The organism is Pedobacter lithocola (assembly GCF_042650845.1).
Lineage (GTDB): Bacteria > Bacteroidota > Bacteroidia > Sphingobacteriales > Sphingobacteriaceae > Pedobacter > Pedobacter lithocola.
The window spans coordinates 20,944-46,123 of the sequence record NZ_JBHSBW010000010.1; the positions used below are offsets into that span (position 1 = coordinate 20,944).

A 25,180-nucleotide genomic window follows, 5' to 3' on the forward strand; every position below is an offset into this window, starting at 1 on the left:
ATTAACCAAATGAAACAACAACAAACATTAGATTACCACGTTAAGTTTGCCTGGCAAAATATGTTTAATAAGTACAATCAAATGGCATCCAGTTTTGGAATTACCCAAGCCATTGGTTATATGCTTATCAATATTAATGATGATGAAGGTACTGCCGTTTCTAATTTAGCTGCGCTGCTTGGCGTAAAAGCAACAAGTTTATCACGAATGTTAAATAACATGCAAGATGCAAACTTAATCTATAGGGAAACCTCGATTGGTGATAAACGTTCTGTTAAGGTTTTTCTAACCGATTTTGGGAAAGAGAAAAAACATTTGGCTAAAGGCGTTGTGCGCAAATTTAATGAGTATCTCGATGAACATTTTTCCAAAAAGGAAAAAGAAACCTTCATCAATCTGCTGATAAAACTAAATGATATTACTGTAGCATATACTGTTGATTAACAAATATTATGACAAAACGAAGCATTAATAAGGTTGCTGTTTTAGGCTCAGGTATTATGGGTTCGCGTATTGCATGCCACTTCGCCAACATTGGTATAGAGGTTTTGCTTTTAGATATTGCCCCCAAAGAACTGGCCCCGGAAGAGCAAGCAAAAGGATTAACGTTAGATAACCCAAGTGTTAAAAATCGAATTGTAAATACAGCTTTGCAAACGACTGTTAAAACCAATCCATCTCCGGTTTATTCTAAAAAAGCATTAAATAAAATCAAAACAGGGAATTTCGATGATGATATGTCGAAAATTGCTGGTTTTGATTGGGTAATAGAAGTCGTTGTAGAAAATCTGGATATTAAGAAAAAGGTTTTTGAACAAGTAGAGCAATTCCGCAAACCAGGTACGCTAATTACTTCTAATACTTCCGGCATCCCAATTCATTTAATGGCAGAGGGTAGAAGTGACGACTTTAAAACACATTTCTGCGGAACTCACTTTTTTAATCCTCCACGCTATTTAAAATTATTGGAAATAATTCCAACGCCACATACAAAACCAGAAATTGTTGATTTCTTAATGCATTATGGCGATAAATTTTTAGGTAAAACTACCGTTTTATGTAAAGATACACCTGCATTTATTGCAAACCGCGTGGGGGTATATTCCATTATGGCCTTGTTGCATTTGGTAGAAAAACTGGATTTAACAGTTGAAGAGGTAGATAAGTTTACTGGTCCGGCTTTAGGCAGACCAAAATCGGCTACTTTCCGTACTTCGGATGTGGTTGGTTTAGATACCATGATTAAAGTTGCCAAAGGACTTTACGACAATTGCCCTGAAGATAAAGCACACGAGTTATTTAAGCTTCCTGATTATGTTAAAAAGATGGAGGAACAAAAATGGCTTGGTGATAAAACCAAACAGGGTTTCTATAAAAAAACAAAAACTGCTGAAGGTAAAACAGAAATTCTGGCGCTGGATTTAAAAACCTTAGAATACAAACCACAGCAAAAGGTAAAATCGGCTACTTTAGAAATGACCAAACCAGTTGAAAATCTTCGTGAACGTATGAAGATTTTTGCCAAGGGAAAGGATAAAGCAGGCGAATTGTTCCGCCACTCATCATTCGGCTTATTCGAATACGTTTCAGATAGAATTCCAGAAATTTCTGATGAGTTGTATCGTATTGATGATGCAATGAGAGCAGGTTTCGGTTGGGAATTAGGTCCATTTGAACTTTGGGATGCTGTCGGTGTGAAAGAGGCAATTGAAGGAATGGAGCAATATGGAAACAAAGCTGCGGCTTGGGTTCATGAAATGCTCGATGCCGGAAATACTTGTTTCTATAAAGTTGAGGGTGGTGTTAAAATGTATTATGACATCCCTACAAAAACTTACAAAGCCTTACCAGGAACAGATGAGTTCATCATTTTAGATAACATCCGTGAAAATAAAACCCTCTGGAAAAATTCGGGTGTTTCGATTATTGATTTAGGCGATGGTATTTTAAATGTAGAATTCCATACCAAAATGAATACCATTGGTGGCGATGTAATTTCTGGCATCAATAAAGCCATTGATATGGCCGAAAAAGATTACCGCGGTTTAGTTATTGGTAACGATGGCGCAAATTTTTCTGCCGGTGCAAATGTGGGGATGATTTTTATGATGGCAGTGGAGCAGGAGTGGGACGAATTAAACATGGCAATTCGCATGTTCCAGAATACTTCGATGCGCATTCGTTATTCTTCTATCCCGGTTGTAGTGGCTCCGCATAACTTAACACTGGGCGGCGGTTGCGAATTTAGTTTACATGCCGACCACGTGCAGCTTTCTGCCGAAACCTACATGGGTTTGGTAGAGTTCGGTGTTGGTGTAATTCCAGGTGGCGGCGGAACGAAAGAATTTGCTTTACGTGCTTCTGATGAATTTAAAGACGACCAGATTGTTCAAAACGCATTAAAAGAGCGTTTCTTAACCATCGGAATGGCAAAAGTTTCTACTTCGGGTTACGAAGCTTATGAATTAGGATATCTGCAAAAGGATAAATTTTCTATCTCGATGAATCGCAATCGTTTATTGGCCGATGCGAAAGCAAAAGCTATTGAATTGGCCGATGCTGGTTATACCAAACCAGTTCAACGTACTGATATAAAAGTGTTGGGTAAACAAGGTTTAGGAATTGTTTATGCAGGTGCAAACAGCATGTATGCTGGTCACTTCATTTCCGAACACGATAAAAAAATCTCTGAAAAATTAGGTTACGTAATGTGTGGCGGAGATTTATCTGCTCCAACAGAAGTAAGCGAACAATATTTATTGGATTTAGAGAGAGAGGCCTTTTTATCACTGGCGGGTGAAAGAAAATCTTTAGAGCGAATTCAAAGCATCATAACAAAAGGGAAACCGTTGAGGAATTAGAAAGTAGATATGAGAAGCTAGATATGAGATACGAGAAGCAAAACGTTTAAAGAAAAAATGATGAACAAGTTAAATGAACTGAAAATTTGGACCAAATCAATCAACTTAACAGTTGATGTTTACAAAGTAACAGCAAGTTTTCCATCTGATGAACGTTTTGGATTAATTAGTCAATCTCGTAGGGCGGCTGTCTCAATTCCATCTAATATTGCAGAAGGTGCTGGAAGAAATTCTTTCAAAGAATTTAATAATTTTTTAGGTATCGCAAATGGTTCATCTTACGAATTACAAACTCAGCTTGTGATTGCTAATAAGTTAGAAATATTGGATACCGAATCATTAAATCCACTATTGATGCAAATTGATGAACTCCAAAAAATGACTTACGGCTTTCAGCAAATGTTGGAAAAGAAAATTAATAATAAAAAGATGTGAGATGTTAGATATTAGAATAGGCAATTTGTCTCAAATCTAATGTCTCACATCTTACATCTCAAAAAAAATAAGGTTTGTTTTTTGAGTGTTAGCCAGTCTCACATCTCACATCTCAAATCTCACATCTCAAATCTCAAAAAAATGGAAGCATATATTATTGCCGGATATCGTACTGCAGTGGGTAAAGCACCCCGAGGCGTATTTCGTTTTACAAGAGCTGATGATTTGGCCGCGGAAGTGATTAGAGCTTTGGTGGCTTCAGTTCCGAATTTAGATAAAGAACAAATTGATGATGTAATTGTGGGTAACGCTACACCAGAAGCAGAGCAGGGTTTAAATATTGCCCGTATGATTTCGCTGATGGGCTTGGATACTGATAAAGTTCCGGGTGTTACGGTTAATCGTTATTGTGCATCGGGTTTAGATACGATTGCCACCGCTGTTGCTAAAATTAAAGCCGGAATGGCCGATTGTATTATTGCAGGTGGGGTAGAAGTAATGAGTGGAATGCCATTTGGTGGATGGAAACTGGTACCGAATGCTGAGGTTGCTAAAAACAATCCAGACTGGTATTGGGGAATGGGTTTAACTGCGGAAGCAGTTGCGAAAGAATATAATGTTAGTCGCGAAGACCAAGATGCATTCTCTTTAAAATCCCACGAAAAGGCCATTCATGCCATTAAAAACGGTCATTTGAAAGATGGAGTTTTGCCAATCACTGTAAATGAAAACTATCTGGATGAAAACCTAAAAAAGAAAACCCGCTCTTATGTAGTGGATACGGATGAAGGCCCTCGTGCAGATACGACTTTAGAGAAATTGGCAAAATTAAAACCTGTTTTTGACGCTGTTGGAAGTGTAACAGCTGGTAACTCATCGCAAACATCTGACGGTGCAGCATTTGTTCTTGTGGTTTCTGAAAGGAAAATGAAAGAATTAAATGCAGAACCAATTGCCAGATTGGTAAGTTATGGAGTTGCAGGTGTTCCACCAAGAATTATGGGTATTGGTCCGATTGAAGCCATACCAAAAGCATTAAAACAAGCGGGTTTAAAACAAGATGATATCGATTTAATCGAATTGAATGAGGCTTTTGCATCACAATCTTTAGCAATTATCAGAACATTAGATTTAAATCCAGACATCATTAATGTAAATGGTGGAGCTATTGCTTTAGGTCATCCACTTGGGTGTACCGGAGCAAAACTATCTGTACAAATGATGAACGAGCTTAAAAGACAAAATAAAAAATACGGCATGGTAACGATGTGTGTTGGTACCGGGCAGGGTGCAGCAGGGATTTTTGAGCTTCTGTAGGCAATTTTGTTCGCCACATCGTCATTGCGAGGTACGAAGCAATCTTAATGCTTTGGGTTTGTAATAGCGATAGTTGTAGGATTGCTTCGTGCCTCGCAATGACGGCCGTATTATGCAAGTATCGCGAACGGACGTCTCCCTGAATTAGTTCAGGGTCTTAATACGAAAAAGATGCTGAAATGAATTTAGCATAACGAATTGGCAATGTAGGACTTAAAATAAAATTATTATGATTTGAATTTGAGCAGGTCTCAAATCTCATTTCTCAAATCTCATAACAATGGAAACAACAGAAAAAAAAACAATTAAAGGCGGCGAATTTTTAATTAAAGAAACCGTTTATCAGGATGTATTTATCCCTGAAGAATTTGATGAAGAGCAACAAATGATTGCGCAAACTTGTCGTGATTTTTTGGCTTCGGAAGTTTACCCAAATTTAGATAAAATTGATAAGCAGGAAGACCCCGAATTAATGCCAACGCTTTTAACCAAAGCTGGTGAACTGGGTATTCTTGGCGTTTCTGTTCCAGAGGAATACGGAGGTTTCGGTAAAAATTTCAACACATCTATGTTAGTTGCCGATGTTGTGGGTGCTGGTCATTCATTTGCGGTAGCACTTTCTGCACATACCGGAATTGGCACTTTACCAATCCTTTATTATGGAAATGAGGAACAAAAAGCCAAATACATTCCTAAATTAGGTTCTGGAGAATGGAAAGCAGCATATTGCTTAACGGAGCCAAACTCTGGCTCGGATGCAAACTCTGGAAAAACCAAAGCAGTTTTAAGTGCTGATGGAAAACACTACATCATTACCGGACAAAAAATGTGGATTACCAACGGAGGTTTTGCTGATATTTTTATCGTTTTCGCAAAAATTGATGATGATAAAAACTTAACTGCATTTATTGTTGAGAAAGATTTTGGTGGCATTACCATGAATCCCGAAGAGTATAAAATGGGTATCAAAGGTTCATCAACTCGCCAGGTTTTCTTTAACGATTGTGAAGTTCCGGTTGAAAACATGTTAAGCGAAAGAGAGAATGGTTTCAAAATCGCAGTTAATATTCTAAATATCGGTCGTATAAAATTATCGGCAGCAGCAATTGGTGCTTCTAAAGCAACATTAAATACAGCGATAAATTATTCGAATGAAAGAATTCAGTTTGGTCGCCCGATTTCGAAATATGGCGCCATTCGTTTCAAAATTGCAGAGATTGCATCGAAATTATATGCAGTAGATGCAGCAAATTACAGAGCCGGACAAAACATTGATGATACTTACGATGCTTTAGTAGCTGGTGGAATGGAATCTGGAAAAGCCAGATTAAAATCTGTGGAGCAATTTGCGGTTGAATGTGCGATTTTAAAAGTTTGGGGTTCTGAGGCTTTAGATTATACCGTTGATGAAGGTGTTCAAATTTATGGCGGTATGGGCTTTAGTGCTGATGCACCAATGGATAGGGCGTACCGCGATGCTCGTATCAATCGCATTTTCGAAGGAACAAATGAAATTAACCGCTTGTTAACGGTCGACATGATGTTGAAACGTGCCATGAAAGGTGAACTAGACTTAATGGGACCAGCAACTGCAGTAGCGGCTGAATTAATGAGCATCCCTGATTTTGGTGAAGAAGATACTACCTTATTTGCAGCAGAGAAAAAAGTTTTAGCTAACCTTAAAAAAGCAACTTTAATGGTTGCAGGTGCTGCGGTTCAAAAACTAATGATGACGCTTAGCAAAGAACAAGAAATTTTAATGAACATTGCCGATATGGCGGGTTACGTTTACGTGCTTGAATCAGCTTTACTGAGAACCGAAAAATTAGTGAGCACTCGTGGCGAAGCAGCTTGTGCTGGTCAGCTGGATTTATTAAAAATTTATATGGTAGAAGCTGTTGATGGGATTGCTAAAGCAGGTAAAGAAGCGCTTTGGGCATTTGCCGAAGGTGATGAACAACGCATGATGTTGGTTGGTCTACGCCGTTTTATCAAGGTAGAACCATTTAATGTTAAAGATGCTCGCCAAAGAGTTGCGCAACAATTAATTGAGGCGAATAAATATATTTTTTAGTTTTTAGGTCGAAGGCTTAAAGTAGAAGGTTTAAGGTTTGGGCGTGAAATGCCTAAATCTTAAACCTTTTTGCATTTAATTGATTTTCCCTAAACCCTAAACCCTAAACCTTTAACTCTTGGTTGTGTTAAATTTGGTTAAAAATTGTAGCAACCGTATTAAAAGCTTATTTTTGCAAACTATGGTTAAGATTAAGCACTTTTTATTGTTGTTTTGCATCGTGGGATGTTTTGCTGCATGTAAGAAAGTAGATGTTGGTGAGGTTTACGATCCAATTCCTCAATTTAAAGCAGATACTACTGCAATCCGAGCATTTGTAAAATCGAATAATATTTCCGTACTGAAAGACGAAAATACAGGTGTGCTTTATCAAATTATCGCCCCAGGCACAGGTACCTACGTGTACACTACCGCAAGTACCATAACAGTTGATTATACAGGAAAACTGCTCAACGGCACTGTATTCGATTCTTCAAGTGGTACGCCAAGAACATTCACTTTGGGTGGTTTAATTCCTGGATGGCAAATAGCTATACCGAAAATCCAAAAAGGCGGGCAAATTCGATTTTTTGTGCCATCTTATTTTGGTTACGGCAATTTAGGACAAGGTGCCGTACCTGCCAATGCTATACTTGATTTTACTGTTACACTAAACAACATTGCCAATTAAAATGGGTAATAAATTTATAAAATTTATTTGCTTTAGCATTCTATTTGTTGCTACAGGGCTTACATCTTGCAAAAAGGATGAAGATGCAGATCAACAAATCACCTCTTTTATAGAAAAAAATAATATTACTGCGGTTAAAAATCCTTCAGGTTTGTATTATCAAATTATAAAACCAGGAACAGGTTCTTTCGCTTATCCATCCAACACAAAAATTACCATTAAGTACGAAGGCAGATTATTAAATGGAACGGTGATAGATAATGGGAACAATGTGGAGAATACTTTTCAGTTGAATCAATTAATTGAAGGCTGGAGAATTGGTATTCCACTTATTCAAAAAGCCGGCGAAATTAGGTTAATTATTCCATCTGATTTAGCTTATGGGAGCCAGGCTACAGGACCAGTGCCTGCAAATTCGGTTCTAGATTTTACGATACAATTAATAAACGTACAATAATTAATGAAGAATTTTACAAAACTTAGCCTGCTTACTATCGTATTGGCTACAATCCTATTATCATCTTGTAAAAAAGAATATGATTCTATACAAACTGTAGATGATAATGCAATTCAAAGCTATATCAAAAGCAATAATTTGAGTATGACCAAAGCATCTACAGGATATTACTATAACGTAATAACACCTGGAACTGGAGATGTAATTAAAAATTCTGACTCTATTTATTACTCTTATAGTTTTAAATTATTAAATGGAACTGTAGTTAATCAAACATCAGATTTGATGATTCCTGGAACATTTTTAGGCTATACGGATAGGTTTACTATTGGTACAAGTTATGTATTCACACCTGTTAGAGAAGTATTATCTATGTTAAAAAGAGGTGGCACAGCAAGATTGATTATGCCTTCTAACTTAGCATTTGGTAAAAACGGTTTGGCTTCAATCAATGTTGGTTCAAATGAAAATATTCTTGTAGAATTGGGTATCTATAACTTCACTAAAAAACATGAAGTTGATGAATTTGAAATTAATAAATTCATTGCCAACAATAACCTAACAGTGATTAAAGATCCTTCTCGTGCTAGATATAGTATTTCGACACCTGGTACAGGAACTGATATTATTACTACTAACTCTACTATTGTTGCAAACTATACGGTTAGGTATTTGGATGGTACAATATTGCAAACTTCTACTGATAGTGCTTTTAGTGGGATTTTAAGCACTTTATACAAAGGCTGGCAATTAGTAATACCAGGTAAATTAACAGCTGGAGGAAAGATGCGATTGATTTTGCCTTCTGATTTAGCTAATGGTACAGCATTAGATTTTGATATTGAAATTGTAAGCGTTACAAATTAAGATAACGCTTCTTTAAAAACTTTAAGCACTCTTTCGCGTGCAAATGTATGCTCAACCAATGGTTGGGCATATTTTTTGGTTCCAAATTCTGGTACCCACTTTTTAATGTATTCAAATTTCGGGTCGAAGCGTTTCATTTGCAACTCAGGATTAAAAACCCTGAAATATGGTGCAGCGTCATTTCCTGAGCCTGCAGCCCATTGCCAACCGCCAACATTGCTAGCCATTTCATAATCTAAAAGTTTTTCTGCAAAATAAGCTTCACCCCAACGCCAATCGATTAATAAATGTTTAGATAAAAAACTTGCTACAACCATTCTAACGCGGTTATGCATCCAACCAGTTTCATTCATTTGCCTCATACCAGCATCAACCAAAGGGTAACCTGTATCTCCTTCGCACCAAGATTTAAATTCCTTTTCATCATTGCGCCATTTAATTTTATCATATTGTTTTTTAAATGAATTGGTTGCTGCATAAGGAAAATGCCAGATTATCATCATATAAAATTCTCTCCATGCCAATTCTGATAACCAAACAGTTGACTTCGCATCAATTGCATCTTTTGCTGCTTTGCGAATACTTAAAGTACCAAATCTTAAATGTAAACCAATATGTGTAGTGCTATCAAGGGCAGGGTAATCTCGCTCTTTTGCATAGTCAGCAAGCTTATTTTTATAATTTAGTTTAGGAAATTCTAATTTACTTCTTTCAAAACCCATCTCTTTAAGCGTTGGTACAGATAGATTTTTGGTTTGAAAAAGATTTTTGAAATATTTTGTTGTAGGATAAGGTTTTGTGTAGAAATCATTAAGCTTAGCATGCCACTGCTTGTAAAATGGCGTAAATACGGTATAAGGCGTTTTATCAGCCTTTGAAATTTCGCCTTTTTCAAAAATAACCTGGTCTTTAAAAGTTTTAAATGTGATTTTTTCACTGGTTAAAAATTCAACCATATTATCATCACGCTCGCGGGCATAAGGTTCATAATCATGGTTGGTGTAAACTTCTTTAACTTCATAAGTTTTCAAAACTTCAGGCCAAACATCTTCTGGTTTTCCGTATTTTATCAGTAAATCAGAACCTTTTGATTGCAATTCCTCCTTTATATCGCAAATGGTATCATAAATAAATGTAACTCTGGCATCAGTTTCAGGTAATTTATCTAAAATGTTTTTATCGAAAATAAATAAAGGCAGAACAGGGAAATTACTTTTTAATGCATGGTAGAAAGCCGCATTATCTTCTAAACGTAAATCGCGGCGAAACCATAAGATACTTATCCCAGAATTATCAGATGATGATTTTTCTTTTTCTATACTTTTAACACCTGAATGTTCACTTCTCATATTTAATAAAGAATTTTGGTTGAGCTAACTTAATAAGAATGCTATGCTTGTGGTTATCGCTTCTAATTTTAAAGCTTTACTTCGAATAAATCTCTGCCAAAGCTTCTTCTACCCGGGTAAATTTAAATTTAAATCCCGAATCTAATATTTTTTGAGCAGAAGTATTGCTACTCATTAATACGGCATCAACACGTTCGCCAAGTAATAAATCTAATGCCGCTTTAGGTACTTTGATTGGCCAAAATGGCCGATGAAGTTGTTTAGCAATGGATTTGGTTAATGCTTTGTTGGTAACAGGAAATGGAGCGCAGGCATTGTAATTTCCTTCCATGCTTGTGTTTTCTAATGCAGCTATGTACATGCCCACTAAATCGTCATTATGTATCCAGGGTGTCCACTGTTTGCCGGTTCCAATTGCCGAACCAGCGAATAACCGAACAGGCATATCTAATTGTGGCAACGCTCCACCATCTTTACTTAGAGCAATTCCGGTACGAAGTTTAACCACCCGTAAGCCTAATTTTTTTGCTTCGGTAACCGATTGTTCCCAAAGTTTACAACAGTCTGCCAAAAAACCAATTCCATTAGCACTATCTTCTGTTAAAATTTCATCACCACAATCTCCATAATAACCAACTGCAGAAGCTGAAATAAAAGATTTAAGATTATGGTTTTGAGATTCCTTTATCGTACGAATTAGTAATTCAGTAGATTTTACTCGACTATCAATAATTTCTTTTTTGCGTTCGTCAGTCCATTTTTTGTCGGCAACTGGCTCACCTGCCAAATGAATAATTGCATCTACTCCAATTAAACAGGCTGCATCAATTTCTTGCTTTTTAACATCCCAACGATATGTGTTTTCACCTTCAGGCTTTCGAGATAAGGTATTTACCTGATAGCCCATACCTAAAAGTTTTGTTTTAAGTGCTGTACCTACTAAACCTGTTGCTCCTGTTATAAGAATTTTCTGTGCCATGTTTTACAAACACCAAAGGTACAAAAGGGTTTTTATTAAAGGTGTGTAAGGAAAGAGGTTTAAGGTTTAAGGTGTAGGGTGAAAGGTTAAGGGTGTAGGGTTTAAAGTAAAAAGTTTAAGGTTTAGGCGACTACCTATTTGTCCATTTTCCATACCTCCATTTTCCATCTTCCTTACTTCAATCATCCATCTAAACCTACAATCCTGCCAATACTCTATTTTTAGGTGCTTTTACGCTGTAGCCTAATTTAATTGTTTTAGTTTCGTTTGGTGCAATTTTCAATTTCCATGTAAGCATTCCGGTTTCTTTATTCACTTCAGCTCCGCTGCTTTCCAACAGCTCAATTTCGATATCACTTTCTGTTGATAATGGGTATTGATCTTTAAGGTTTAACTCAATTGCTTCCTTTTTGGTGTTTCTAATCTTGATCAAATAGGTAAAGGATTGTTTTTTATTGCTGCCAATAAATTTGGTGCTACTAAAATCTTCTTGCTTCTCTTTGGTAATAATAATCTTTTTGTCTTTACCCATACTTAGGCTTAACGTATCCTGAATGTTTGCTGGGTTTATATATGATTTACCAGTGTAAGTTCCTTCGAAAATAATATTAGCTTCCCCAGCCTGAAGATTAAGTTTTTCCCAATTCATCACATCAGCAAGTAAGTATGCATCGTTACTTACTCTTGGTGCTGCAAAATATTTATAACTGGCGGGTACTTCATACTCTTTAAATGCAACTGTGTGAGGTTTATTATCGCTATTTATATCATAAGGTATATCAATATCAAAAGTTACCCCAAGCTGTGTTTCATTAACTGATGTGTAATTATTTATTGTAGATGCCTTTACCGATGCTTCACTTTTCGTATCCTTTCTTGCGCTACCGTATCCAACTACAACCACTTCATTAAGCATTTGAGGTTCATTCATAATTGGTGATGCAACTCCTCGTATTCTTATTTGTTGCTGATAGGTTGACACAAACCATGGATTTAAATTTGGTGCCGTAATATTATAATTCGGGTTTCCTGTTGATAAAGAGAGTTTAACTTTTTTCCAGTCCAAACCTGTATTTTGCGTTATTGCAGCTTTGTAAACAATGCCTAATGGATTTGAAGTGCTCATCGCTTTAATGTCATAACTTGCTAACCAGTGTGCATTTGGCGTAACATAAGAAAGGTTATATGTGGCTTCTGTGTTTTGTTTAACCATTAATTGAAGTACCAGTTGGCCCAATTGCTGATTTGGATTATTTCTTAATTCATTTATCTGTTGCTGTAAAGCAACTAACCGCTGATTTTGCTTTTCCTCAACCAAAACTAGTGCTGCTATGGCATTTCTAACTTCACTATTTTTGGTTCGGTAATAATCAGCTAGTTTCATAAGTTCAGCAACGTTTGTTCCATTACTTGTACCGCCGGATTTGCGATTTTCATCAAGTAATGCTAAAGTTTGCTCTTCAATAGTTTTTGCGTTTTTTGTTTTTGTTAGTTCGGCAGTTACAGTTTTTAAACTATCATTTAGCTTTTTAATTTCCGGATTTGCTGCTTCAGTATTTAAGAAATCTCTATTAAATTGTACAGATAATATTGTTACACCTGCTGATACACCAACCTGAATTGAATTTTCATTAACCCTGCCCGAAATGTTATTGATTACAATCTCAGATGTACCTTCGGGGAGATTTACTTTACCTTTATGGCTCATCTCTGCGCCGTTATTATAAACAGTTACACGTTCTAAATTAGCCTTCGTTTTAATTTGTTGTTGTGCAAATACGCTCAAAGGGAAAAGCAAGATTAATAGCAGTTTTTTCATTATTTTTTCTTATTATGTGTTGTAAATGAATGATGTTGAGTTTATTCAATTTCCATAATGGGTAAGTTAAATTGTTGGGTATTTGTAAATATTAACCCCGTTTTTGCTCCAGAAAGAAAAATAAGATAAATTTGTAATTGCGTTCTTAAAACTACTTTTCGATAAAATATGTCAAAAAAAATTCTGGTTTGGTTTAGAAATGATCTTCGTTTGCATGATAATGAAATGCTGGTGGAGGCTATTGCTAAATCGGATTCAATTTTACCAGTTTACATTATCGACCCAAGATTATTCGTAGAAACGAAGTATGGTACATTAAAAACCGGTAGCATTCGGGCACAATTTACCATCGAAAGTGTTTCAGCTCTAAGAACTTCATTAAAACAAATCGGCGGCAATCTTTTAGTGGCTCATGGTAAGCCTGAAGATATAATTCCAGCTTTAGTTCAAGAATATGAAATTAATGAAGTTTATCATCACCGGGAAGTGGCTGATGAGGAAACTAAAATTTCTAACTTGGTTGAAAACGGACTTTGGAAACTTCGTGTTAATTTAAAGCATTTTATTGGTCATACCCTGTACAATAAAGAAGATTTGCCTTTTCCAATCAAGGATATTCCAGATGCTTTTAATCTGTTTAAAAAGAAAGTAGAGCGTGATGCCATTATTAAACCTTGTTTTTTATCGCCAGATAGGGTAAATGTCGCTGAAGTTATTGATTGGGGAGCCATACCAACAATAACCGATTTAGGCTTAAATCCTCAGGAAAAGGATAGTCGATCTGATTTTGAATTTTCTGGTGGCGAAGCAAAAGGCATAACAACGTTGCAAAAGGTAATTGTGACCATGCAAGAAGCTGCATCTGCTAAAAATTTAATCCTTGCATCAAAACTATCTGCCTGGTTGGCAATGGGTTGTTTATCTCCACGAAAAGTATATTGGGAAATAAAGAAAATGGAGGGTATGCCAAACACGAAGGCTATATTTAACCATATTTTATTGGGATTGCTGTGGCGAGATTATTTCCGTTTTATGTTTAAAAAATATGGAAACACATTTTTTAAACCAGATGGATTTGGCAGTCGGCGTGTTGTAGATAAAGCAAACACAAACGAAAATTTTAATAATTGGAAAAACGGTAATACCGGTTTTGCTATTGTAGATGCTGTAATGAATGAGCTAAACCGCACTGGTTATATCTCTAATATAGCTCGCCAAACTGCTGCTTTATACTTAATCAATAATTTGGAAGTTAGCTGGGTTTTAGGTGCTGCTTATTTCGAAGAAAGGTTAATTGACTACAATCCGGCAAGCAATTGGGGCAATTGGGCAAACATGGCTGGTGTTGGTAACGACCAAAAAACCAAAAATGTTTTCGATTTAGATAAATACATTAAAAGCCTCGATCCGAAAGGTAATTACGCCTTAACCTGGGCATCATAATAATGATATAATGACTAATTTTTCAATGATTGAATTAACTTAAAAATCATTCATTGTTTAATTCAAAATTCATTCATTTCAGAATTTTAAATCCCTAATTAAAAAATCTTATTTTAATCGAGTTTTTTACCGTTTATGTTAGGTAAAATTCTAATTTTGTAATGCTTATAGTAAACAGTTAATAATGGATAAATTATCTTATCTTAACGGCGCAAATGCCGAATATATAGAGTCAATATATCAGTCGTATCAAAAAGATCCTGAATCAGTTGAATTTGGTTGGCAGAAGTTTTTCGAAGGCTTCGATTTCGGAAGAGGTTCAGAAGCCCCAACGGTAACTACAGAAACTCCAGAACAATTTTTAAAAGAGGTTAATGTTTTAAATTTGATTGATGGTTATAGAACCCGCGGTCATTTATTTACACACACCAACCCAGTACGTGAAAGACGTAAACATTTACCAACATTAGATTTATCAAATTTTGGTTTATCTGATGCAGATTTGGAAACTGTTTTTAATTCGGGTGTAGAAATTGGTATTGGCGCAGCGAAGCTGAAAGATATTGTTGCCTTTTTAAAACAAACCTACGCACATTCTATCGGTGCAGAATATAAATTTTTACGTACACCAGAAGTACTGAACTGGATTCAGCAGAAAATGGAAAGTGTACGTAATACACCAAATTTTTCTATCGATGTTAAAAAACGAATTCTTAGAAAATTAAATGAAGCTGTAAGTTTCGAAAATTTCTTAGGAACAAAATTTTTAGGGCAAAAGCGTTTCTCTTTAGAAGGAGCCGAGGCATTAATTCCTGCTTTAGATTCTGTAATTGAAAAGGGAGCTGAATTAGGGATTGAGGAATTTGTTATTGGTATGGCGCATCGCGGTCGTTTGAACGTGTTGGCGAATATCATGCAAAAAACTTACAAAGATATTTTTGCTGAATTTGAGGGTAAAAGCTACAATCCTGATACACCATTTGGTGGCGATGTAAAATATCATTTAGGTTACTCTACTGATGTTACCACCGTTGCAGGTAAAAGCGTTCACTTAAGTTTATGCCCAAATCCATCACACTTAGAAACAGTAGATGGTGTGGTTGAAGGCATGAGCCGTTCAAAAATCGATTTTAAATATGGTGGTGATAACAGTCGCCTGGCACCAATTTTAATTCATGGAGATGCATCAGTAGCCGGACAAGGAATAGTTTATGAAGTTATTCAAATGGCAGGCCTTGAAGGTTATAAAACTGGTGGTACCATTCATCTGGTGATAAATAATCAAATTGGTTTTACCACCAATTATAAAGATGCTCGTACAAGTACGTATTGTACCGATATTGCTAAAGTAACTTTATCGCCAGTTTTCCACGTAAATGGCGATGACCCTGAGGCGTTAGTTTATGCGATTAATTTGGCAATGGAATATCGCCAGAAATATAAAAATGACGTTTTTATAGATATTTTGTGCTATCGTCGTTTCGGTCATAATGAAGCCGATGAACCTAAGTTTACCCAACCTTTATTATACAAAACAATAGAAAAACACCCTAACCCAAGGGAACTTTATATAGAACAATTAACCAAAGAAGGTAAATTGGAAGCAGGTTTAGCAAAAGAAATGGAGAAAGATTTCCGTGGTATTTTGCAAGAACGTTTAAACGAAGCTAAAGATTTTGTAGCTGGAAATACCGAAGTTAAATTTGGTGGCGCCTGGGCAGATTTACGTATGGCCACTCCGAAAGATTTTGAAACATCTCCGGTAACTGCGGTTAAAAAATCTACCCTATTAGAAATTGGTAAACGAATTACTACGCTACCATCGAACAAAAAGTTTTTCAAGAAGATTGAGAAGTTATTTGGCGAACGGACAAAAATGGTTAATGAAACCAATGTGTTTGATTGGGCAATGGGCGAGCAGTTAGCTTACGGTACTTTGTTATCAGAAGGAAAACGTGTTCGTTTAAGTGGTCAGGATGTAGAGCGAGGCACATTCTCTCATCGCCATGCTGTATTAACTTTAGAAGATAGCGAAGAGGAATATGTGCCATTGGCAAACATTTCCGACCAACAAGCACAATTTGATATTTATAATTCACACTTATCAGAATATGGTGTTTTAGGTTTCGAATATGGATATGCAATGGCAAACCCAAATGCATTAACCATATGGGAAGCTCAATTTGGTGATTTCTTTAACGGAGCACAAATTGTAGTTGATCAATACATTGCAAGTGCAGAAACCAAATGGCAAAGAGAAAACGGTTTGGTTATGTTATTGCCTCACGGTTACGAAGGTCAGGGTCCTGAGCATTCATCAGCACGTATTGAACGTTTTATGGAGCTTTGCGCAGATTATAACATGCAGGTTGCAAATTGCACTACTCCGGCGAACTTTTTCCACGTTTTGCGCCGCCAATTTAAACGCGATTTCCGCAAGCCTTTAATTGTATTTACACCAAAAAGCTTATTGCGCCATCCGGCTTGTGTTTCTAAATTAGAAGAATTTACAGAAGGTGGTTTTAAAGAAGTAATAGATGATGTAAATGTAAAAACTGCAGATGTAACTAGAATTGTATTCTGTAGCGGTAAAATTTACTATGAATTGCTAGAGAAACAACAGGCAGATAAAGTAAAACATGTTGCAATTGTTCGAGTTGAGCAATTATACCCAACACCTGTTGACCAAATGGAAGCGATTAAGAAAAAATATAAAAATGCAAATGAGATTTTGTGGGTTCAAGAAGAGCCAGAAAACATGGGTGCATGGCCATATTTGTTCCGCAAGCTGTATAAAACTGGTCTAAAAGGTATCGACGTTATTTCAAGAAGAGAAAGCAGCAGTACAGCAACAGGCTTTGCGAAACAGCATGCAAATCAACAAGCTTATATTTTAGCAAAGGCATTAGAATTACCAGTTAAGCAAGAAGAAGTTAAAAACGCTGAGAAAAAGGCCACTAAAAAAATGGCGGAAGCTGATTAGTTGAGAGATTGAGGCTGAGGTTAAGATCAAGATTGAGGCTGAGATTAAGATAAGTAGATAATAATTTGGATAAGTTGATGATGAGTTAAAATAATGTTTTAGGTAAGGATTTAGATTAGGATTGTGTTTAGACTTTTGTCTCAGCCTTAACCTCAGTCTCAACCTTAACCTCATCCTCAACCCCAAAAAACATAGAAAAACATATTAAACATTATGAGTTTAGAGATAAAAGTTCCACCTGTAGGTGAGTCGATAACAGAAGTTGTTTTATCACAATGGTTAAAAAAAGATGGCGATGTTGTTGAAATGGATGAAGTTATTGCTGAGTTAGAATCTGACAAAGCAACTTTTGAATTAACCGCAGAAAAGGCCGGAACTTTAAAAACGATAGCTGCTGAAGGTGATACTTTAGCTATTGGTGCAGTAGTTTGTGAAATCGAAGATGGCGGCGCAGCACCTGCAAAGGCAGATGCACCAAAAGCTGAAGAAAAACCTGTTGTTGCAGAAGAAAAAACTGCTGCTCCAGTTGCAGAAAAATCTGGTGATAGTTACGCTACAGGAACTCCATCTCCGGCTGCAGGAAAAATTCTTGCGGAAAAGGGAATTGATTCTGGTGCTGTAAAAGGTACAGGTGTTGATGGTCGTATTACTAAAGATGATGCTGTAAAAGCAGAGGCTGGTAAAAAACCTGAAGCACCAAAAGCAACCGCTCCTGCTGTAGAAGCTGCACCTGCCGGTAGCCGCAACGAACGCCGTGAGAAAATGTCGCCATTGCGTAGAACCGTAGCAAAAAGATTGGTTGCTGTTAAAAATGAAACAGCAATGTTAACTACATTCAACGAGGTTAACATGAAGCCAATTATGGATTTACGTGGAAAATATAAAGATCAATTTAAAGAAAAATACGGTGTTGGTTTAGGCTTTATGAGTTTCTTTACCAAAGCGGTAACCGAAGCTTTAAAAGATTTCCCTGCTGTAAATGGTCGCATTGAAGGTGAAGAATTGGTTTACAATAACTTTGCTGATATTTCGATTGCAGTTTCTGCTCCAAAAGGTTTAGTGGTTCCTGTTATTCGTAATGCAGAAAGCATGACCTTAGCACAAATCGAAAAATCGGTTTTAGAATTGGCATTAAAAGCTCGCGATAGTAAACTTACATTAGAAGAAATGACAGGTGGAACGTTTACGATTACAAATGGGGGTGTATTTGGTTCGATGATGTCTACACCTATCATTAATGCTCCTCAATCTGCTATTTTAGGTATGCACAATATCGTTGAGCGTCCAGTTGCCGAAAAAGGCGAGGTTGTAATTCGTCCGATGATGTATGTTGCTTTATCTTACGATCACAGAATTATTGATGGACGCGAGTCAGTTGGTTTCTTGGTTCGTGTTAAACAATTATTAGAAGACCCAGCAAGATTATTATTAGGTATTTAATTGCCGAAAAAATATATCTATTTAAAGATAAAAGCCTCGGATGTTAAATCTGAGGCTTTTACTTTGTTATCTATTTTAATACGTAGGTCTACTTATCTAATTCTGAAACCACCCTCAACTGCATCAACAAAACCAGTTGCAGCACTTTTGGCGTGGTAGAATAAACATTCCCAATTTTCTGCTGCCGCTCGTTTACCAAATTCTTTTCGTAATTCCATTGCTTTACGACCATCAAAATCATACTTGGCGATAAAATTTTTAACCAATTCTTCGGGCTCTGGCAACACATCGCCACCGAAAAATATTTTTTGATTTCCTTCAGTTAATAAAAAAACCTGATGGTTAGGGCAGTGTGCGCCAGTAAATTCGTAAGCAATTGTATCATCCAAATTTCCATCTCCTTCTATAAACTTTAACTGAGCATTGCGCTGAAGATATTCGAAAATAGCAGGATGGTATGATGAGGAAGTGCTGCTAAAAGCTGTTTCCCATTCCCCACGATTAATTACATATTCAGCATCAGGGAAACTTAGTTCAATTTTATCGCCATTTTTATGTATCATCCCGCCAGAGTGATCGTAATGTAAATGCGACATTAAAACTTTCGTCACATCTGTTGGATCAAATCCAGCATTACGGATATTTTTATGCAAAATCAATTCGCCATGATCATCACTAAAACCTAAACCGGTATCAAATAATACCAAATCATTTTTAAGTTCTACTAAAAACGGTTGCACATTTATAAATAGCGACGCAGGTCTATCTTTAAAACTATGAATGGTAGCATCGAATGGAACAAATTTCTTTGTTGCATCAACAGAATATGTGCCTTCGAAAAGAGTATGAATTTGCAAGGTGTTTAATTTTTAAAGTTTAAGCAAAGGTAAAATTTAATCATAACTATTAAATATTCATCATTTCTAAATCATTGATTAAAAAGCACATTGTATTTAGTGAAAAATGAATCGTTACAACCATATTTATTAAAAATGTATATTTACTGTTCGGAGATAAATTAAATGGAAAAAAGATGGGTGAAAGCATCGGTTTGTAATGCTGAAACCGTAAATACAGTTGCACAACAACTTAATATAGATAAAACGCTTGCCCAAATTTTGGTGCAAAGAAATATATGCGATTTTAATGCAGCGAAAGATTTCTTTAGACCAAACCTTGAACACCTTCATAACCCTTTTTTAATGAAGGATATGGATGTAGCCATTAATAGAATTGAAAAGGCACTTAGCAACCATGAAAAAATTCTGATTTACGGTGATTATGATGTTGATGGGACTACATCAGTTGCATTAACTTATAGTTTTTTTTCACAGTTAACTAAAAATATCGAATACTACATACCTGACAGATATTTAGAAGGTTATGGAATTTCTACCGCTGGTATTGATTACGCAAACGAGAATGGTTTTTCTTTAATTATAGCGCTTGATTGTGGGATAAAATCAATAGATAAGATAGATTATGCAAACAGTTTAAACATCGATTTTATAATTTGCGATCACCATTTACCTGGAGATGAAATTCCAAAAGCAATTGCAGTTCTAGATCCAAAACGTGCTGATTGCGAATATCCGTTTAAAGAATTGGCCGGCTGCGGTATAGGTTTTAAACTCGCTCAGGCTTATGCACAAAAGCATAGTTTACCAAAGGAGCGTTATTTGCAATATCTTGATTTGGTTATGGTTAGTATTGCCGCAGATATTGTTCCTGTAGTTGACGAAAATAGAATTCTGGCTTATTACGGCATTCATAAACTAAATACAAACCCATGCGAAGGCTTACGGGCATTGATGGAAGTTTCGGGCAAAACTGAAAATTATACCATTACTGATGTTGTTTTTACTTTAGGTCCTCGGATTAATGCAGCTGGCAGAATCGATCATGCAAAACATGCAGTTGCGATGTTGTTGTGCGAAGTTGATGGAAACTCCTTAGAACAAAGCGTGGAAATTAACTCCAAAAATACCGAACGTAAGACTTACGATCAGGATATTACACGTGAAGCATTGGCATTAATTGGTGATAGTGAAGAGCTTATTAATAAGAAAACGACTGTTGTTTTTAACGAAAATTGGCATAAAGGTGTAATCGGTATTGTAGCTTCGCGATTAACAGAAAAATATTACCGACCAACAATCGTTCTTACAAAATCTAACGGTCATGTTGCGGGCTCTTGCCGCTCTGTAGCGGGATTTGATTTGTATGAAGCTTTGAGTGGTTGTGCACACCTGCTCGACCAATTTGGTGGTCACAAATTTGCTGCGGGTTTAACCATGCAAGAAGACAATGTTAATGCTTTTGCGGATAAATTTGAAGAAATTGTTTCCTCCACAATAACTGAAGAGTTGTTAACGCCAATGATAAAAATTGATGCGGAAGTTGATCTTGCTCAAATTGATGGGAAGTTTTATCGCATTTTAGCACAAATGGGTCCATTTGGGCCAGAAAATATGGCTCCACTTTTTGTAACACATAATGTTTACCTAACTCAGCATGCCATGGCTGTTGGTGGGAATCATTTAAAAATAAATATAAAGCAACAAAATTCGAGTATTTTTGAATGCATCGGTTTTGGTTTGGCAGAATACCAAAATCTTTTACAACCAAAAGTGCCATTTTCTGTTTGTTATACAATAGAAGAGAATGTTTGGAGAGATAAAAAACGTTTGCAATTAAATATTAAAGGGATTAAAGTAAATTAAAAATCCTTATACTGAATTTATTCAGCAACATAAAGATGAAATTCTGAAATTATTTCAGAATGGAGTGATTTGAAAAACATGGATTTGGGTTTACTTTAATCGTAAATCGTGAATCAAAAATCGTAAATACGAATGATATTAAGAGCCGAAAGTCTGGTTAAAAAATATAAACAGCGTACAGTTGTTAATGATGTTTCCTTTAATGTGAGTCAGGGAGAGATTGTTGGGTTACTTGGGCCAAATGGTGCTGGAAAAACAACTTCATTTTATATGATTGTTGGTTTGATTAAACCGAATGAAGGTCGTATTTTTTTAGAAGATCAAGATATTACTGAGGATGCAATGTATCGCCGTGCCCAAAAAGGCATTGGTTATTTGGCTCAAGAAGCTTCAGTTTTTAGAAAATTAACAGTTGAGGAAAATATTCTAGCCATTTTAGAAATGAGTAAAATGAGCAAGGAAGAGCAAAAGGATAAGTTAGAGGAGTTGATAAATGAATTTAGCTTGCATAAAGTGCGTAAAAATCGCGGCGATTTACTATCAGGTGGCGAGCGCCGTAGAACAGAAATTGCCAGAGCTTTGGCTGCAAACCCGAATTTTATCTTATTAGATGAACCTTTTGCTGGGGTTGACCCAATTGCAGTTGAAGAAATTCAGACGATTGTTGCTAAGCTTAAACATAAAAATATAGGAATTTTGATAACTGACCATAATGTTCAGGAAACTTTATCCATCACCGATAGAGCTTATTTGCTTTTTGAAGGTAAAATTTTAGAGCAAGGTGTGCCAGAAGTGTTGGCAGAAAATGAAATGGTAAGAAAGGTATATTTAGGTTCTAACTTTGTTTTAAAACGTAAGAAATTTGATGTTTAAAAAATTAACTAGTTGTGTTGTGAAGAATTTCGTAATGCCTGCAGAATTAAATAAAAGGCAGCAAAGGCATTCCCTGGGTTTATGCATAAGTTGTAAAGCAATATTTATTTTTTAATCATGGCAATTGTAAATTCAATTTTTACCTGGTTAATGAAAAAGCGGATTCACCAAATCGAGCTTTTTATGAAATATCCTTACGATGTACAGGAAGAGTGGTTTCATACTTTAATAGATAGCGCTGAAAACACAGAGTGGGGTAGGAAATACGATTATAAAACCATTTTAACGCCACATCTGTACCAAGAAAGAATTCCTATTCAAAATTACGATTCTCTAAAGCCATACATCGAAAGGATGCTTAACGGCGAACAAAACATTTTATGGCCTTCGGATATAAAGTGGTTTGCCAAGTCATCAGGTACAACAAGCGATAGAAGTAAATTTATCCCGGTTTCTGAAGAGTCGTTAGAAGAGTGCCACTTTAAAGGTGGTAAAGACATGCTTTCTATTTACTGCAATAATCGGCCGGATAATCAAATGTTTACTGGAAAAGGATTGGTTTTAGGTGGTAGTCATCAAGTTAATCAGCTAAACGAAGATTGTTTCTATGGAGATTTATCAGCGGTGTTGATAAAAAATTTACCGATTTGGGCTGAGTATTATCGTACTCCGGATATGTCTATCGCCTTAATGGATAATTATGAAATTAAGATGGATAGGATGGCGGAGGCAACCATACAGGAAAATGTAACCAGCATTTCGGGTGTGCCTACGTGGACCATCGTTTTGGCTAAGAAAGTATTAGAGTTAACCGGCAAAAATAATTTATTAGAAGTTTGGCCAAATCTGGAACTGTATGTTCATGGTGCCGTAAATTTCGCTCCATATCGCGAGCAATTCAAACAACTCATCCCATCAAACGATATGTATTATTTGGAAACTTATAATGCATCTGAAGGGTTTTTCGGTATTCAAGATCAGGACAACTCAGAAGAAATGCTTTTGATGCTTGATTATGGAATATTTTACGAGTTTGTACCGATGGAAAATATTTGTCAGGAAAATCCAAAAGCATTACTGTTAGGAGAGGTTGAACTCAATAAAAATTATGCAATTGTTATTTCTACAAATGGTGGTTTGTGGCGTTACATGATAGGGGATACCGTTCAATTTACATCTTTAGCACCTTATAGAATTAAAATTACTGGTCGTACAAAACACTTTATCAATGCTTTTGGTGAAGAAGTAATTATCGATAATGCCGAGCAGGCTTTAACTAAAGCGTGTGCGGAAACTGGTGCAGAAATTAAAGATTATACTGCCGGACCAATTTATTTTAAAGGAGAAAATGCTGGTGGCCACGAGTGGATTATCGAGTTTGATAGACAGCCAAATGATTTTGAAAAGTTTATTGATGTAATGGACCAGACATTACGAGAAATTAATTCTGATTATGATGCAAAACGCTTTAAAGATATGGCATTATGCCGCCCAAAAGTTCATAATGCAGCTCCAAATACTTTCTATAATTGGCTAAAAGCAAAAGATAAATTGGGCGGACAGCATAAAGTTCCTAGGTTAGCAAACGAGCGAAAATACCTAGATGATATTTTGGAAATGATGAAATCGAAAATTTGAGTAACCATACTCTTTCAATCGCTATTATGAACCTTAACACACAAAAAATATTAAATTTTTTTAAAAAATCAGAAAGCAAAGCTTCCGTTTTGCTGAGGGATAAAGCTAAAGCAAACGATACCATTCGCGATGCCTTTGGCAAAGCAGTTAACAACAAACATGATTTGGATGGTGTTTGGACTAAAATGACATTACTTTTTGGAATAGCAAAGGATTATGTAAATGGAGATTATACGGAAATTCCTAAACGCTCTATCGTTGCAATATTAGGTGGATTAGTATATTTTCTATCACCCATTGATGTCGTTCCTGATTTCATCCCAGCACTTGGTTTTATAGATGATATATTTATTTTGAACCTTGTTTTTAAACAAGTGGTTAAAGATTTAGAAAAATATAAAATTTGGAAGGATTCCCAAATCAATTTTATAGAAGATGTTGAAGGAACAGAAATTTAGCTTCTTTGAATGGTTAAATCATCATCTTTTAACTTGTCCATTCAAATCTCAATTTGGTATTGATTGCCCTGGATGTGGTTTTCAACGATCAGCGGTTGCATTAATTAAAGGAAACTTTATCGAATCTTTAAAATTATATCCTGCAACAATTCCTTTGGTTTTGCTTCTGCTTTTTACAATTATTCACTTGAAAATCGATTTTAAGTTTGGGGCACAGTTGATAAAAATCGTGTTTATAGGTATTGCAGTAATTATCTTAATCAATTACATTTACAAAATATACAACCACCAACTCATAAACTAAAACTAAATTTATGTCAGAAGAACAAGGAATCCCTGAAGAAAATCGTCCCATAAACCCGGTAAATAACGAAACACCTCCCTTTGGGCCACCGATAACACCACCTGTAACACCACCACCTTTTCAGCAGCAACCACCATTTGGGCAATTTGGCGGAGGTATGGGCTATCAAAATTTACCTAACTCAACAATCGTTTTAGTTTTAGGAATTTTATCTATTGCATTTTGTTGCTGTTATGGAATTTTAGGTCTAATCCCTGCAATAATTGCTTTAGTTTTGAGCAAAAAAGATAAGGCTTTGTACAATGCTAATCCTTCAATATACAGTTTAAGCTCTTATAAAAACCTAAATGCTGGTAGAATTTGTGCCATTATTGGTTTGATATTAAACATTCTATCATTAGCATATTACGCTGTAATTATAATTATGTTTGGCACAGGTATGATGAGCGATCCTCAAAAAATGCAAGAAATTTTGAAAGGTCTTCAATAA

21 protein-coding genes are annotated in these 25,180 nt (G+C 36.0%); 17 read left to right on the plus strand and 4 right to left on the minus strand.

The window, feature by feature from the left end; translation table 11 throughout:
- The first annotated feature begins 9 nt into the window (after window positions 1-9).
- The 8 genes from ACFOWA_RS10055 (at window position 10) to ACFOWA_RS10090 (ending at window position 8,681) form a co-directional block, all read left to right on the plus strand.
- The gene (locus tag ACFOWA_RS10055; RefSeq protein ID WP_378984715.1) at window positions 10-444 is read left to right on the plus strand and encodes a MarR family winged helix-turn-helix transcriptional regulator; all 435 of its coding nucleotides are present in this window, start codon (window positions 10-12) and stop codon (window positions 442-444) included.
- Window positions 445-452: 8 nt separating this feature from the next.
- Window positions 453-2,861: a 3-hydroxyacyl-CoA dehydrogenase/enoyl-CoA hydratase family protein gene (locus ACFOWA_RS10060; RefSeq protein ID WP_378984717.1), complete on the plus strand. Its 2,409-nt coding sequence runs from the start codon at window positions 453-455 to the stop codon at window positions 2,859-2,861.
- 57 nt (window positions 2,862-2,918) lie between these two features.
- Entirely contained in the window at window positions 2,919-3,296 is a 378-nt protein-coding gene (locus tag ACFOWA_RS10065) for a four helix bundle protein (RefSeq protein ID WP_378984719.1), read from the plus strand.
- Between the two features lie 141 nt (window positions 3,297-3,437).
- Entirely contained in the window at window positions 3,438-4,613 is a 1,176-nt protein-coding gene (locus tag ACFOWA_RS10070) for an acetyl-CoA C-acyltransferase (RefSeq protein ID WP_378984721.1), read from the plus strand.
- Window positions 4,614-4,893: 280 nt separating this feature from the next.
- Window positions 4,894-6,687, plus strand: coding sequence for an acyl-CoA dehydrogenase family protein (locus tag ACFOWA_RS10075; protein ID WP_378984723.1), 1,794 nt, complete (start codon window positions 4,894-4,896; stop codon window positions 6,685-6,687).
- A 181-nt stretch (window positions 6,688-6,868) separates the two neighbouring features.
- Entirely contained in the window at window positions 6,869-7,357 is a 489-nt protein-coding gene (locus tag ACFOWA_RS10080; protein WP_378984725.1) for an FKBP-type peptidyl-prolyl cis-trans isomerase, read from the plus strand.
- Between the two features lies 1 nt (window position 7,358).
- Complete coding sequence (locus ACFOWA_RS10085) at window positions 7,359-7,814, plus strand: FKBP-type peptidyl-prolyl cis-trans isomerase (RefSeq protein ID WP_378984727.1); 456 nt, start codon at window positions 7,359-7,361, stop codon at window positions 7,812-7,814.
- Window positions 7,815-7,817: 3 nt separating this feature from the next.
- A complete protein-coding gene (locus ACFOWA_RS10090; protein WP_378984729.1) occupies window positions 7,818-8,681 on the plus strand; it encodes an FKBP-type peptidyl-prolyl cis-trans isomerase in 864 nt (287 codons plus the stop codon).
- Here the strand turns inward: ACFOWA_RS10090 and ACFOWA_RS10095 are convergent.
- The 3 genes from ACFOWA_RS10095 to ACFOWA_RS10105 form a co-directional block, all read right to left on the minus strand.
- On the minus strand, window positions 8,678-10,030 hold the full coding sequence (locus ACFOWA_RS10095; RefSeq protein WP_378984731.1) for a cryptochrome/photolyase family protein: 1,353 nt from the start codon (window positions 10,028-10,030) through the stop codon (window positions 8,678-8,680). The two genes, ACFOWA_RS10090 and ACFOWA_RS10095, sit on opposite strands and share 4 nt — an antisense overlap.
- A 76-nt stretch (window positions 10,031-10,106) precedes the next feature.
- On the minus strand, window positions 10,107-11,009 hold the full coding sequence (locus tag ACFOWA_RS10100) for a TIGR01777 family oxidoreductase (protein ID WP_378984733.1): 903 nt from the start codon (window positions 11,007-11,009) through the stop codon (window positions 10,107-10,109).
- A gap of 196 nt (window positions 11,010-11,205) precedes the next feature.
- Window positions 11,206-12,828 (minus strand): DUF4139 domain-containing protein, encoded by a 1,623-nt coding sequence (locus ACFOWA_RS10105; protein WP_378984735.1) that lies wholly within the window; start codon window positions 12,826-12,828, stop codon window positions 11,206-11,208.
- 168 nt (window positions 12,829-12,996) lie between these two features.
- On the opposite strand from ACFOWA_RS10105, the gene ACFOWA_RS10110 reads away from it, so the two are divergent.
- The 3 genes from ACFOWA_RS10110 (at window position 12,997) to odhB (ending at window position 18,694) form a co-directional block, all read left to right on the plus strand.
- Complete coding sequence (locus ACFOWA_RS10110; protein WP_378984737.1) at window positions 12,997-14,271, plus strand: DASH family cryptochrome; 1,275 nt, start codon at window positions 12,997-12,999, stop codon at window positions 14,269-14,271.
- Window positions 14,272-14,455: 184 nt separating this feature from the next.
- Window positions 14,456-17,254 (plus strand): 2-oxoglutarate dehydrogenase E1 component, encoded by a 2,799-nt coding sequence (locus tag ACFOWA_RS10115; protein ID WP_378984739.1) that lies wholly within the window; start codon window positions 14,456-14,458, stop codon window positions 17,252-17,254.
- Window positions 17,255-17,467: 213 nt separating this feature from the next.
- Window positions 17,468-18,694 (plus strand): 2-oxoglutarate dehydrogenase complex dihydrolipoyllysine-residue succinyltransferase, encoded by a 1,227-nt coding sequence (odhB, locus tag ACFOWA_RS10120; protein WP_378984741.1) that lies wholly within the window; start codon window positions 17,468-17,470, stop codon window positions 18,692-18,694.
- Window positions 18,695-18,786: 92 nt separating this feature from the next.
- Here the strand turns inward: odhB and ACFOWA_RS10125 are convergent, their stop codons facing one another.
- Window positions 18,787-19,551 carry an MBL fold metallo-hydrolase gene (locus ACFOWA_RS10125; RefSeq protein ID WP_378984743.1) on the minus strand — a complete coding sequence of 255 codons (765 nt, stop codon included), beginning with the start codon at window positions 19,549-19,551 and terminating at the stop codon, window positions 18,787-18,789.
- Between the two features lie 165 nt (window positions 19,552-19,716).
- Between ACFOWA_RS10125 and recJ the strand changes: the two genes are divergently transcribed.
- The 6 genes from recJ (at window position 19,717) to ACFOWA_RS10155 (ending at window position 25,180) form a co-directional block, all read left to right on the plus strand.
- Window positions 19,717-21,417, plus strand: a complete 1,701-nt coding sequence (gene recJ, locus ACFOWA_RS10130; protein WP_378984745.1) for a single-stranded-DNA-specific exonuclease RecJ — start codon at window positions 19,717-19,719, stop codon at window positions 21,415-21,417.
- Window positions 21,418-21,549: 132 nt separating this feature from the next.
- Window positions 21,550-22,290 carry an LPS export ABC transporter ATP-binding protein gene (gene lptB / locus ACFOWA_RS10135; RefSeq protein ID WP_378984747.1) on the plus strand — a complete coding sequence of 247 codons (741 nt, stop codon included), beginning with the start codon at window positions 21,550-21,552 and terminating at the stop codon, window positions 22,288-22,290.
- A 117-nt stretch (window positions 22,291-22,407) separates the two neighbouring features.
- Complete coding sequence (locus ACFOWA_RS10140; protein ID WP_378984749.1) at window positions 22,408-23,928, plus strand: GH3 auxin-responsive promoter family protein; 1,521 nt, start codon at window positions 22,408-22,410, stop codon at window positions 23,926-23,928.
- A gap of 26 nt (window positions 23,929-23,954) precedes the next feature.
- Entirely contained in the window at window positions 23,955-24,386 is a 432-nt protein-coding gene (locus ACFOWA_RS10145) for a YkvA family protein (protein WP_378984751.1), read from the plus strand.
- Entirely contained in the window at window positions 24,364-24,690 is a 327-nt protein-coding gene (locus ACFOWA_RS10150) for a DUF2752 domain-containing protein (protein WP_378984753.1), read from the plus strand. Before ACFOWA_RS10145 ends, ACFOWA_RS10150 begins: the two co-directional genes overlap by 23 nt.
- 10 nt (window positions 24,691-24,700) lie before the next feature.
- Window positions 24,701-25,180: a CCC motif membrane protein gene (locus tag ACFOWA_RS10155; protein ID WP_378984755.1), complete on the plus strand. Its 480-nt coding sequence runs from the start codon at window positions 24,701-24,703 to the stop codon at window positions 25,178-25,180.